General features: G+C 39.6%; 14 protein-coding genes and 1 tRNA gene. 7 read left to right on the forward strand and 8 right to left on the reverse strand.

Annotated elements, in window-relative coordinates:
- Positions 1-38 precede the first annotated feature (38 nt).
- Positions 39-692: a hypothetical protein gene (locus AC1DOK_RS17230; protein WP_477555539.1), complete on the forward strand. Its 654-nt coding sequence runs from the start codon at positions 39-41 to the stop codon at positions 690-692.
- 93 nt (positions 693-785) lie between these two features.
- On the opposite strand, the gene AC1DOK_RS17235 is transcribed toward AC1DOK_RS17230, so the two are convergent.
- Positions 786-1,040, reverse strand: coding sequence for a hypothetical protein (locus tag AC1DOK_RS17235; RefSeq protein ID WP_477555540.1), 255 nt, complete (start codon positions 1,038-1,040; stop codon positions 786-788).
- Positions 1,041-1,276: 236 nt separating this feature from the next.
- Here AC1DOK_RS17235 and AC1DOK_RS17240 point away from each other — a divergent pair, with 236 nt between their 5' ends.
- The 3 genes from AC1DOK_RS17240 (at position 1,277) to AC1DOK_RS17250 (ending at position 3,751) form a co-directional block, all read left to right on the forward strand.
- Positions 1,277-2,005, forward strand: a complete 729-nt coding sequence (locus AC1DOK_RS17240) for an ABC transporter ATP-binding protein (RefSeq protein WP_477555541.1) — start codon at positions 1,277-1,279, stop codon at positions 2,003-2,005.
- Complete coding sequence (locus tag AC1DOK_RS17245; RefSeq protein WP_477555542.1) at positions 2,002-3,030, forward strand: ABC transporter permease; 1,029 nt, start codon at positions 2,002-2,004, stop codon at positions 3,028-3,030. The genes AC1DOK_RS17240 and AC1DOK_RS17245 overlap by 4 nt, the downstream gene beginning before the upstream one ends.
- A gap of 73 nt (positions 3,031-3,103) precedes the next feature.
- Complete coding sequence (locus AC1DOK_RS17250; RefSeq protein ID WP_477555613.1) at positions 3,104-3,751, forward strand: TetR/AcrR family transcriptional regulator; 648 nt, start codon at positions 3,104-3,106, stop codon at positions 3,749-3,751.
- 71 nt (positions 3,752-3,822) lie between these two features.
- Here the strand turns inward: AC1DOK_RS17250 and AC1DOK_RS17255 are convergent, their stop codons facing one another.
- A complete protein-coding gene (locus AC1DOK_RS17255; protein ID WP_477555543.1) occupies positions 3,823-5,016 on the reverse strand; it encodes an MFS transporter in 1,194 nt (397 codons plus the stop codon).
- A gap of 237 nt (positions 5,017-5,253) precedes the next feature.
- Here AC1DOK_RS17255 and AC1DOK_RS17260 point away from each other — a divergent pair, with 237 nt between their 5' ends.
- Both AC1DOK_RS17260 and AC1DOK_RS17265 read left to right on the forward strand, forming a co-directional pair.
- On the forward strand, positions 5,254-6,723 hold the full coding sequence (locus tag AC1DOK_RS17260; protein WP_477555544.1) for an aminotransferase class I/II-fold pyridoxal phosphate-dependent enzyme: 1,470 nt from the start codon (positions 5,254-5,256) through the stop codon (positions 6,721-6,723).
- A 98-nt stretch (positions 6,724-6,821) separates the two neighbouring features.
- A complete protein-coding gene (locus AC1DOK_RS17265; protein WP_477555545.1) occupies positions 6,822-7,241 on the forward strand; it encodes a DUF1885 family protein in 420 nt (139 codons plus the stop codon).
- A gap of 63 nt (positions 7,242-7,304) precedes the next feature.
- Here AC1DOK_RS17265 and AC1DOK_RS17270 read toward each other — a convergent pair whose 3' ends face one another.
- The 4 genes from AC1DOK_RS17270 to AC1DOK_RS17285 all read right to left on the reverse strand — a co-directional run bounded on the left by AC1DOK_RS17270 (position 7,305) and on the right by AC1DOK_RS17285 (position 9,650).
- Positions 7,305-7,616 (reverse strand): DUF1292 domain-containing protein, encoded by a 312-nt coding sequence (locus AC1DOK_RS17270; protein WP_477555546.1) that lies wholly within the window; start codon positions 7,614-7,616, stop codon positions 7,305-7,307.
- 105 nt (positions 7,617-7,721) lie between these two features.
- Positions 7,722-8,363, reverse strand: coding sequence for a stalk domain-containing protein (locus AC1DOK_RS17275; protein ID WP_477555547.1), 642 nt, complete (start codon positions 8,361-8,363; stop codon positions 7,722-7,724).
- 110 nt (positions 8,364-8,473) lie between these two features.
- Positions 8,474-8,917 carry a GNAT family N-acetyltransferase gene (locus tag AC1DOK_RS17280; protein WP_477555548.1) on the reverse strand — a complete coding sequence of 148 codons (444 nt, stop codon included), beginning with the start codon at positions 8,915-8,917 and terminating at the stop codon, positions 8,474-8,476.
- Positions 8,918-9,089: 172 nt separating this feature from the next.
- On the reverse strand, positions 9,090-9,650 hold the full coding sequence (locus AC1DOK_RS17285) for a superoxide dismutase family protein (RefSeq protein WP_477555549.1): 561 nt from the start codon (positions 9,648-9,650) through the stop codon (positions 9,090-9,092).
- Positions 9,651-9,840: 190 nt separating this feature from the next.
- On the opposite strand from AC1DOK_RS17285, the gene AC1DOK_RS17290 reads away from it, so the two are divergent.
- Positions 9,841-9,912 (forward strand) — tRNA-Val (locus AC1DOK_RS17290).
- A gap of 209 nt (positions 9,913-10,121) precedes the next feature.
- On the opposite strand, the gene AC1DOK_RS17295 is transcribed toward AC1DOK_RS17290, so the two are convergent.
- Together AC1DOK_RS17295 and AC1DOK_RS17300 are read right to left on the reverse strand one after the other, a co-directional pair.
- Positions 10,122-11,174: a sugar ABC transporter substrate-binding protein gene (locus AC1DOK_RS17295; protein ID WP_477555550.1), complete on the reverse strand. Its 1,053-nt coding sequence runs from the start codon at positions 11,172-11,174 to the stop codon at positions 10,122-10,124.
- 112 nt (positions 11,175-11,286) lie between these two features.
- On the reverse strand, positions 11,287-12,795 hold the full coding sequence (locus AC1DOK_RS17300; RefSeq protein WP_477555551.1) for a sugar ABC transporter ATP-binding protein: 1,509 nt from the start codon (positions 12,793-12,795) through the stop codon (positions 11,287-11,289).
- Between the last annotated feature and the right edge of the window lies 1 nt (position 12,796).

A 12,796-nucleotide genomic window follows, 5' to 3' on the forward strand; every position in this document is an offset into this window, starting at 1 on the left:
GGTAAAAAACAATTTTGTTTAAGGAAAGGATTTAAACCATGCCAAATAAAGCTAAAAGGATTGTCTCAACAATCACACTTTCGTTCGTACTAAGTTCTGGCATCATGTACGCAACGCAACCAACAGTGTATGCGATGGACGACAATTCTTACGTGTTATCTAATGAGGCAACAAATCCACATGCCATGAGAGAACACAGAACAAATTCGATTTATGATGAGGCGGCTAGCGTACTCAACATGGATAAGCAGACACTACAGAAGGAGTTGCAATCAGGTAAAAGCCTTGTCGATGTTGCCAAGAGTAAGAATGTGAGTGAGCAGAAGCTCAAAACTGCACTTCTCTCCAAGCAAAGTGCCAGAATTGATCAAGCTGTCAAATCAGGCAAGTTAAGCTCTGATAAAGCTGATATGATGAAGAAACATATGAATTCCTTCATCGATAATATGATGAATAAGAAGGGAATCATGCAACATGATCATCAAAGAATGCTAAATCCTTCTGAAGACAAGCTTGCTAAACAGCTTGGCCTTACCGTTGATGAGTTCCGCAGTAAACTGAAGAGTGGTAAATCCATTAGCGAACTCGCGGCTGAGAAAGGAATTTCCAAAGACCAATTAATTCGGTCCATTAAAGAAGACCTAACTCCGATGATCGAACGAATGATTGACCATAAATATAAGGCTAACTAGTAACTCGTAATTGCCGCATTATTAGATGGATGAAGTAACAAGGGGCTAACCCAAAAGTCATGAATGACTAATGGGATAGCCCCTTGTCTAGTTCTACAATAAAACAATCGTAAGCAATAAGAATAAAGATAAGGTAAGAATAACATCCTGATTGCTATGAGGATTCCCATAAAAAGATCGATTATCCCCACTTTCATCCAAATAAGGTTCCCCGTAGCTATTCACATAGACATCACCATAAACTGCTCTGCTCGGCACTCTAATGTAGACGTTAGCATTATCAACATTCACGATGACGCCATCAATTTCATGACCATAGACTGTTCCAACACGAACGTTATGATCCATACATTGTCTACATAAAGCATATGCCTCTGACATGTGCATATTTGCATCACTCCTGTATAGGTGTTTGTTCGTGATACTATATGTTAATTAGGCATAAACTGCATGGGTGAGTGTCCATTTGATCCTAATGAAATTAATAATTTACTTAAATGAGTGAGTACTCACTATTATTTCATCAACATATCATTTATAGTAAAAGGAAGCATTATTCAATCCTTACGAAGGAAGGGAACTGCATGACGACAAGTGATCGTATCCAACTGCAAGGTGTTAATCGCATTTTTAAAAAAAACCAAGTATTGTACGATATCTCCTTTACCGTTCCAAAAGCTCAAATATTTGGTCTTCTAGGTCCTTCAGGCTCAGGTAAGACAACAATAGTCAAGCTGATCGCTGGAATTGATCAAGCCAGTTCTGGAAACGTATACGTACAAGGCATACGGATGCCTAAGCTCTCCGTCTTATCAGACATTGGCTATATGGCACAGTCGGATGCACTCTACAATGAACTAACAGCAGAAGAAAATCTTGTGTTCTTCGCTTCTTTATTCGGACTTAAAGGAGCTAGAAGAAAGCAACGAATTCTAGAGGTCATGGAGCTAGTCGATCTTACACCCCATTTGCGCAAGCAAGTAAATCAGTATTCTGGAGGCATGAAGCGGCGTCTATCACTTGCCATTGCACTGCTTCATGAACCAAGTGTACTCATTCTAGATGAACCGACCGTTGGTATTGACCCTCTTCTACGACAATCCATATGGAACAAGCTTGAAGAGTTATGTAAACAAGGTACAACAATCCTGATCACCACCCATGTCATGGATGAAGCTGAGAAATGTCATCGACTCGGCATGATTAGAAACGGTCATCTTATAGCTACAGGAACACCTGAAATGCTGAAGGAGCAGGCGAATACAGAATCGCTTGAAGGAGTATTCATTCATTATGGAGGTGCTGAAGGATGAGAATTAAAGCAATCATCGTAAGAATTGCCCAGCAATTCTGGCATGATAAACGAACTCTTGCCTTAATGTTGCTAGCGCCTATTCTAATCTTATGGCTCTTGTCGCTTGTATTCAACGGAGACACGTATGAGCCAAGAATCGCAGTAATTAATGCCCCTGACTCCTTTGTTCAAGCACTTGAAACGAAAGGCGCTAAAGTAAGCCATCTTAGTGAAACAGAGGCTGCGCTTAAACTGAATGATTATGAAATTGATGCAATTGTTAATTTAAATGCTGAATCTGCTGTTGTTCAACTAGAAGGCAGTGACCCGGCTGTAAGTCAATCGGTATTATTATTACTTAGGCAAGTCTTTGATCAGAATCGTCCCAATACGGCTCAAGCTTTACAAGTAACTACCTTATACTTACACGGTTCCGCTGACATGGCATCATTTGATAATTTTGGACCCGTATTAATCGGCTTCTTCATATTTTTCTTTGTTTTTATCATTGCTGGTATATCCTTCTTGAGGGAAAGAAGTGGCGGCACTTTAGAGCGTCTAATGGCTTCCCCACTTAAGCATTACGAAATTGTTTTAGGCTATATATGTGGATTTGGCATATTTACAGTCCTGCAATCTGTCCTAGTTACATGGTTCGCGACTCAAATATTAGATATTCAAATGGTCGGCTCCTTCTGGTACTTGTTGCTCATCACAACATTATTAGCTATGACAGCGCTAACGCTTGGCACACTCATTTCAACATTTGCCAGCAATGAGTTTCAAATGATTCAATTCATTCCAATTGTTGTCGTACCTCAAATCTTCTTCTCAGGCTTATTTAACTTAGAAACAATGTCAAGCTTCCTACGCTCGATCGGAATGATTACACCTCTTAGGTATGGTGCTGATGCACTGCGTGATATTATGATCCGTGGCAAAGGCTGGGGGGATATCTGGCTTGATGCTCTTATTCTTGCAGGCTTCTCTATCTTATTCATGTTGTTAAACCTATTAGCTTTACGCAAACATCGCAAAATATAATTACCATTTAATTAATATTAGAGCTTTAAGGGGTTGTGTATAAGTGGTCGATAATAAATCTGAATTACAATGGATGGATGAACTCAAGAACCTTGGTGACAGTGATCAGAAAATGACGGATAAGCAAATTAAAATACTTGAAGCAGCTGTTGAAATTTTTTCTACCAAAGGCTATTCAGCCTCATCTACAAGTGAAATTGCTCAGAAAGCCGGTGTTGCAGAAGGCACTATTTTTCGCCATTACAAAACAAAGAAGGACTTATTACTATCGATTGTCGGTCCCATCATGACCAAAATGGTTGCACCTCTATTCATGCGAGACTTCGTGAAGCAGGTAATCCATACGAATTACGAGAATTTCGAGGATTTTCTTCGGTCAATTATCCTCAATCGGATGGAATTTGTTCGAAAGAACTTACCCATTATTAAAATCATGCTTCATGAGATTCCATTTCATGATGAATTAAAAACACAAATCATAGATGATGTTGCTTCCAAAATTGGAGAACAATTTTCAACGATCATCAAGCATTATCAGCAAAAAGGCCAGATTATTGAACTGCCATCAATGTCTGTAATCCGGCTATGTGTCACCACAATCATTGGTTTTCTCCTCTCACGATATCTGCTCTTACCTGATAAGGACTGGGATGATGAACAGGAGATTAGGATCACAATCGACTTTATTATGCATGGACTCTCGACTACCTCTAGAAAATAAAGAAACACCCTTCTCCATGCACTCACATTGGATAAGGGTGTTTTCAGGTTTTTTTGTAGAAACTATCTACTTTAATCAGATCTTGTAATAATGTTCGTTTTGCGATCTTCAATAACAAACCTTGCTACAAGGAATATAGCTCCTAAACATAGAATCGAGCCAGCAATGTAAGGAAGTGAAATATTTAATGCATATAGTGCACCACCGAGGAGTGGACCTAGAATTCTTCCAAGTGAATCCATCGAGGAATTCAGACCTGTCGTCACACCTTGATCCACAGTTGTTTTCTGTGTTAATAAGGATGTCACACAAGGTCTAATTAACGCATTCCCTGCACCGAACACAGCGAGGAACACTGCTGCTGTCCATACGCTTGAAGAGAATAGGATTAAGATAAAGCCTAGCGCTGATAGCAGCAGACCAATTACGATTACGCGTTGCTCCGTCCCTGGCTTCACATACTTACGAATGACCCCACCTTGAATTAATGCACCAACAATCCCGCTGACTAAAAACATCTTACCAATATCCCCTGGTGTCGCACCAATTCTTTCCATTTGAAAATACTGCAATGTACCTTCTAGTCCCGCGAGCGTAAACGTCACGAAGAAAGACAGTACATAGAGATATTTAAGTGAGCCTTTAAATGGAGCCCAGCGTGAAGGCTTCTTATCTGTAGCGGATCTAGCACTTCGGCGTTTCTCAACTGGAAGAGATTCCTTGAGAACAGTAAAAGCAAATATGAAGGTTACAACTGCTAGAATTGACGAAGCAAAGAAAGGAAGCTGTAGGTTGACTTCGCCTAGAATCCCGCCAATCGCCGGTCCAAAAATAAACCCAAGACCGATTGACATTCCTACAATACCCATACCTTTGGTACGATTCTCAGCTGATGTAATATCTGCCACGTAAGCAACTGCACAGGCAGTAGCCGCTCCAGAGAACAATCCGCCTAATATCCTTGAAACATACATCATCCATAAATGTTCAAATCCAATACCAAACAAGAAGAAAGAAGCTGCATAACCTAGCAACCCGATCAAAATCAGCGGTCTACGTCCGATTCGATCAGATAATGAACCCCAGATAGGAGACATTAGGAACGATGAAAGTGAATAAACCGACAATAACATAAAATTGTGATACTGATTACTTGTACCTGTGCCTGTACCCAAAACTGCAAGTGGCATAACTGGAATAATAATTCCAAAGCCAATAAATATAGTCATGAGCAACAATGCAATGACTCCTAGTTGCTTATTCATTTGAGTGGCCTCCTACAATGCTATAATTTGTCTTTTTTCATGTTAACATAGGACGTTTAATAAATGAAATGTGATCTAAGTCATAAATCGTACAATTTTATTAAGAAAAGAGGTTAAAATATTATTGATTTTAGTGTTTCTCAAAAAAACAACTTGAAAGATGTCTCTATAATGCTATACTCAATGTGTTTGTTTTTTTCATTATGAGTATATGCTTTGCGAAAGGAAGTTGAGATGATGGACCACAACCGTACTCCGCTATTTACTGCACTACAACAACACGCCGCGAACAATCCGGTGCAATTCCATATTCCAGGCCACAAAAAAGGGGTCGGAATGGATCCGGAATTTAAGGCATTCATTGGGGATAACGCTTTATCAATCGATCTAATTAATATTGCACCGCTAGATGACTTACATCAGCCAACAGGAGTAATTGAAGAAGCGCAGAAGCTTGCTGCAGATGCATTTGGGGCAGATCATACCTTCTTCTCTGTGCAAGGGACAAGTGGTGCGATTATAACCATGATTATGTCTGTCTGTTCAGAAGGCGATAAAATTATTGTACCTCGTAATGTCCATAAGTCGATTATGGCTGCGATTATTTTTGCAGGAGCGAAGCCTGTATTCATCTCACCTGTTCGAGACCGTAACTTAGGAATCGATCATGGGATTACCAAGAGCTCGGTTCGCAAAGCATTGAATAGACACCCAGACGCCAAAGCAGTACTTGTCATCAATCCAACGTATTATGGCATATGTGCGAATCTCAAGGAAATCGTTGAGCTTGTTCACTCGTATGATATCCCAGTGCTTGTAGACGAGGCACATGGTGTACTCATTCATTTTCATGAGCGATTACCAATGTCTGCTATGCAAGCGGGTGCAGATATGGCAGCTACGAGTGTACACAAGCTTGGTGGCTCACTGACACAAAGCTCAGTACTTAATGTACAAGGTAACCGTATAAATACTAAACGAATACAGACAATTATGAGCATGCTGACTACTACATCTACCTCTTATATATTACTAGCTTCACTTGATACATCACGCAGGCAGCTCGCTACTCGTGGCATTCAAATGGCTGATCATGCACTTGAGCTTGCTGAATATGCACGTACTGAAATTAATCGTATCTCTGGTCTTTATTGTTTTGGAGAAGAAATTCTTGGCGAAGAAGCGACATATGCTTATGATCCATCCAAAATAACAATCCATGTGCGACACCTTGGATTAACGGGATATGACGTCGAGAACTGGCTTCGTGATCACTATAATATTGAAGTTGAACTCAGCGATATGTATAACATTCTATGCCTCATTACATCAGGGGATACACTTGAGAATATCGAGACATTACTTAAAGCAATGAAAGAACTAGCGGAAGCCTACTATCAGGTTAATAATCCCAACGAACTGGTCATCGAGATCCCTGACATCCCGCAGCTGTCCTTAACACCTCGTGATGCCTTCTACGGGGAGACAGAAGTAATTCCGTTCAAGCAATCTGCAGGTCGCATCATTGCCGAATTTATATATGTTTACCCACCGGGAATTCCAATTCTATTGCCTGGAGAAGTTATCACACAATCGAACATCAATTATATTGTGGACCATGTCGAAGTCGGGCTGCCTGTCAAAGGTCCAGAGGATCGTTCCTGTGAACTCGTTAAAGTTATTGTTGAAACACAGGCGATTGACTAGTAAAAAGGAAGATTGTCAAATATGTACAAACAATGCTATCATGAAAATATGATTATTGGAAACATATTCTAAATTGAATCACAGGCAGGTGTGCTTTTATGGGTCAAAGCGCCTATATCCGGTTTGTTCAAGGATCCACAGTTCCATCATTAACGTTAGATGAATTAAAGGAACAACTGATATATTATCGTGATCAGTTAGCCCTTACTGGTCAGCAGCTAGGCTGGAAATATGATGACGTTAGCTTCCCCTATACGATTGAAACAAAGCCTGAGGGTGAAGGCAAGTGGTTCTATCTGAAAGGGAAGTACCGCCACTATGACTCCATTGTGTTCGGCGTAGCTAAGGAGCAAGTAGGCGAAGAAGAGAAGCATTTCGTACAAGTCGTACTTCCTGATGGGCACACGCACGGGGATAAGAACAAAAGTAATGAATTATGTAAATACCTTGCTAAACATCTTAAAGCGGAATTGCAATTATTTAATGGTCGTATCATGTACTTCAATCCACGTAAATAAAGGTATCCAAAAAACCCCTGTCCTTCCTTAATGGAAGGTACAGGGGTTTAATTTACGAGAAGATTAGTTATCGTTGTCTGCACTGTCTGCAACAGCTTGCTCATATAGAGCAACAACACGATTCCACTCTTCTTCATCTTCGATATTCACTAGGAAAGCATCGTCGCCTTCTTCCTCAATTCGGAAGATAACACCATCAGCTTCTGGATCATTACGATCAAGAAGAACTGCATAAGTCTTCTCTAGACTCTCCAGTGTATAGACCATGACCATTTCATGCTCTTTACCCTCTTCATCCGTTACAATAAAAATATCATCCTCATGCTCATGGTCGCAGTCAGGACCATGTACGTGATCGTGGTTATGATCGCTCATGTTAGTACCTCTTTTCGTAATGTATAGTTATTTAGCAGTATCGTATCATTTTAGCATGAACAGGTCAAACCACAATTCAGTGACAATGCATGCGAGATTGTTCATTTAATTAGATAAGATCTGCTTTTCAGCTACTACTGTATACTTATCTATATTAGGTGTTTTGAATGATACTTTTACTTTATAAGAGCCTTTTTCTTTAAAGGCAATATTCTCCATATTAACAGGAAGCTGCCAGAATGAATCATCCATACCCTTCTTCTTCTCAGTTTCAAAAGAGACAACTTTATCTCCGCTTGGTGAATATAGAGCAACCTCTACACGGGACCAATTCGCTTTTAAGTTCTCTACCTGTACTAAAACCCCAAAATCATTGACATCCCCTTTATTGACCTTACCAAAAGGGTATTTTAATGAAGTAATTTCTTCACCATTCTTCGAAAAAACAAGCTCTTTGGCAACTGTTATACTTACATTAGGCTTATTCAGCTCTAAAGTCTGATTAGCTTGATCCCAACTCATTAATGCACCAAAAGAATCGATGACTAGTTTGGCTGGCAGCATTGTTGAGCCATCCATCGATATAGCTGGAACATCCGAACTTTGAGAAGCTTTTTCATCACCATTAATAATAACTTTAACTTTCGCATAATCACCGTACGTACCCCAAAGCGTACCTGCCGCAGCACTGGTCGCTCCAACAACGAAAATGACTAGCGCTAGGGCTATTATCCTTCGAGCCTTCATGCGCAATTCCCTCCGCTCAATCACATAGTTTGTATTCGCATATTTATACTCTCCGTACAGCAAAGAGTTGCGCACGAACTATGTTTTCTCATAAAAAATATGTATTCATACTATTGAGATAGTTTCTTCTTCATTCTAACGTGTAAAATACCAGCATCATAGAATGGTTCTGCTGAGATAACCTTATACCCAAGCTTGCGATAGAATTCCTCTGCTTGACATTGTCCATCTAGCATAGAATGCGTGAATCCTAATTGTAAAGCGTCCTCTTCCATTCCAAGGATGAGTTTTTTTCCTGCGCCAATCCCGCGATATTCTTTCAATACAGCTACACGCTGCAGCTTAGCAGTGTCCTGATCATAACCATACCAACGAGCAGTCCCGATTGCTAGATCATCCTTCATTAATATCATATGTCGACAGGAATCTTGATTCTTATCCTTATCGTCCCACTCTAGCTCCTCCGAAACACCTTGCTCATGAACGAATACTTCTTTGCGAATCTGAAAACATTTCTGTAAATCCTCCGCTCTCATCACATGTATCAATTTCATATGTTCTGTCCCTCCTAGATTTCAAGCCTATTATGAAATACAATCTAATCTAATCTAATAGTCCATTTTAGCTTATAACGTTAAATAAAGTCTAGACTTCTTCTATATAAAAAACATCCATAGTGCTCATGGGAGCAAAATGGATGTTTTATGATTGTTACCAAATAAAGACCTATTTAATCACACCACAAGCTATGCGAGCACCTGAATTTCCAGATGGATCTGTTTTCTCATCATCAGCTTGCTCATGTATGATTAACGAGGTCCCGCCAGGTTTCACAAGCGAGTTGGAAGCACCAGGTTTTAGTGTAACAAGTTTAGTAAACACTCTCATTTGAGCATAACCCTTTGAATCCACAACTAAATTAGGCAAATCACCATCATGCGGTCCTTCTGGGTTCATCAGACCGTGATGCTTATGAGTCGGATTGAAGTGTTCCCCTGCTGTCTTAAAATCAGGAGGGTCGCATTTGCCATTCTCATGAAAATGAATACCATGTAATCCCGGTGTTAACCCCTTAACTTCAACCTGTAGCTTTACACCATAATCCAGCTGGTATAGAATCGCTTCGCCAATTTTTTTACCCTTAGCATTCATAATCGGCAATTTAATTTCCTTCTGCCATTCAGAATTTACGTGACCACTTACATCTGCTTGCTCAAATCCACTTAAAGCACAAATCAACATCAACATTACACTTAACTTACTAACAACTAGCCACTTATGACGCATCTTAAACCTCCGTAATCATGGTCAAATCATATGTAGTTTGACCACAGATACGTAAAATAATCCATTTTTATGACATTGACAAAGAGCTTGATCCTTGCAGCCATAAATTCGTCAATCGATTGTTGCTAGAGTTTATGCAAAAAAGATTATTGCAATACTTTGTAGGTATATGATATATTAATTAGACTGAAGGACGATAACTCAGCGGGAGAGTGTTACCTTGACAGGGTAGAAGCCGTGGGTTCGATCCCCACTCGTCCTATATATTTCAAAATTAAGAGTCCCCCTGTTATTAACTTGCAGGTGGATTTTTTTGTTATTTTGATATAATTGGCGAAACAATAACAGAGTCATATATAACAAAGGTATCTCGTATTTGAAAGGTTAACCTCAAAAAGCACGTGCGGATTGTGTGAGTCCGCACGCGCTGGATGCATATCTTACTTCATCTATACTGTGGGTCAATTACTCTTACTTTTTCTCCAAGTAATCTTTTTCTAACTTAGTTTTAAGTTCATTTGTTACTTTCATGATATCATCCTGGAATGTATCGACATTGTCTTTTGTAACAGTAACAATACCACCGTCAACTGCATATGCATCTTGTTTGGGAACCCATCCATCTGCCATCTGTTTTAACAATAGCATGGACAAGTATCCTGCACCGTATGAGTTCTGTGCAATGGTGGCATCTATCACGCCCTCTTTAATCGCTTTAACAACTATCGGATCGGTGTCGATTCCAATTGTATGTATCGCCCGGTTACCGCCTTTACTTTTGTAATCGCTCATAACCTGAGCAATGGCTACAGTAGGGGTAAATCCTGTAGCAATAATCCCGTCTACTTTATCGATATTTGCAGCAATTGCACTGTCGATTTTCTGCACAGCTTCTTCTGTGCTTTTCATTCCAGAAATTTCCTGAATAATCTTTACATCTGGATATTTCTTCACAACATCTTCTACACCTTGCTTACGCAAAATCGTATTGGAATCTTCCAACACTTCAAGTACATTAATGATATTTCCTTTTCCACCCATTAAGCTTATCAGCTTTTCTGTCGCAACCATTGCTGCTGCTTTTGCGTCAGTACCAACGAAAAACGAAGCCTTCGTAGGTTGAACAGTAGATGCGCCGAAGTTAACAAACTTCACTCCACGCTGGGTCAGTTCATCATATAATCCGTTTGCTCCGCTTCCATCTGACGGATAAATCGAAAAGTAATTAATTCCTTTTGCTGTTAGAGCTTGCACATTGTCTGATTCACTCGGTTGGGTCCAATCCGGCCCGATTTTTTTCTCTACTGTAATACCATAATCTTTCTCAAATGCTTCAACACCTTTTTTCACTTCTTCAAAATAAGGATGTGGTGCGGGTGCATACCAAGCTAGTTTATAAGTTTCCTTATCTTTCGCATCTGTCGTATTATTTGCTTCCTTCGTCGTACCGCATCCAGCTAACAATGATCCCATAAGTACGATTGCCATAAGTGAACCTAAACTTTTTTTGCTTTTTGTCTTCATTTTTCATCCTCCTTTTATCTATGAAACCCCTTACATTTATATCTAAACTAGAAGGAATTAATCCTTCCATTTAAACATCAGATCCAGATGATTGGAGCGACCGCCAGTTACTTCAAGCTAAATATTGACCAATTCTGCCACTTAACTCTTCATATGTATAGGGTCTATCATTAATATCATCTAGCTCACCAGCAATTTGAAACTCTCTAAAAACTAATATTCTTCTAGCTAATGTGCACAACTCGGGTAAATCAGAAGAAATCACGATAATTGACTTCTTGTGAACCTTTGCTAAATCCCAAATTAACTGATGAATATATTCCTTTGCTCCAACATCCACTCCAACCGAAGGTTCATCGATAATTAAGATATCGCAACCAGCTGCAAGCCATTTCGCAATACTAACCTTCTGCTGATTACCCCCACTGAGTTTACCCACGATATCGTCAGAACTGGTAACCTTAATATTGAGAGCTTTAATCATTTGCTGTGCTTCGGATTCTTCTGACTTTAAACGTATTTTCTTGGAAATAGGATGCACAATCTTATTCCAGATCGTAATTCCGATATTCGTCCTTACAGTCTCCTCCAGAATTAGACCTTCTTCTTTGCGATTCTCTGATACATATCCCATACGGTATTTGTATAAACTGTCAGCCATATTTCGTATGGTCGCCTCTTTGCCGTTTATGAATACTTCACCTGAGTCCTTCGTATCTTCACCAATCAATATCTTAGCTAGCTCCGTCCTTCCAGATCCTACAAGCCCATAAAAACCTAAAATTTCTCCTTCATGCAAGTTGAAGTTAATATTTCTAAATCTACCTATTTGCGATAAATCCCTAACCTCTAGAACCTTATTAGCGTGATTAATGTCCAATTTTCCCAAGTAATTATCTTTAGTCTCTCGGCCAATCATCAGTTTCACAATATCTTGTTTAGTCAAGTTCCCACAATCATGGGTACCAATATACTTGCCATCACGCAGAACGGATACTTTATCACAAAGTTCTAAAACTTCTTCAATTTTATGGGATACAAAAATAAGTGTAACCCCTTGCTCCTTCAGTTTAGCTACAAGTTGAAACAGTTTTAGAGCTTCATGTTTGGTTAATGAGGATGTAGGCTCATCTAGCAGTAGTACCTTCGCATCTAATGAGATTGCCTTGGCGATCTGAATAAGTTGTTTCTGCGCAGCACTCAGACCAGCGATGATTGTTGTTGGTTCTATGTCGAGACCGACCATATTTAAATATTTACTTGCCATCGTATTAATTTGTTTCCAGTTCACAATGCCCGCTTTTGCATATTTACTAATTTTATCTATGAATATATTTTCTGCGATACTATATTGAGGAATGACTTGTATTTCTTGGTTAACGATACTTATTTCACTTTCCATTGCATCTCGTAGGCTATCGAATTTCACTCTTTTACCGTTCAATAATATCTCACCCTCATCAGGCTGATACACGCCGCAGATCAATTTAATCAAAGTGCTTTTCCCTGCTCCATTTTCCCCTAGCAGTGCGTGTACTTCACCTGGTTTGAATGTGATGGATACATTGTCGAGTGCTTTAACACCTGGAAACCCCTTACTAACACCTCGTAATTCCAGCATG

The organism is Paenibacillus sp. P5_B5, from assembly GCF_056400365.1.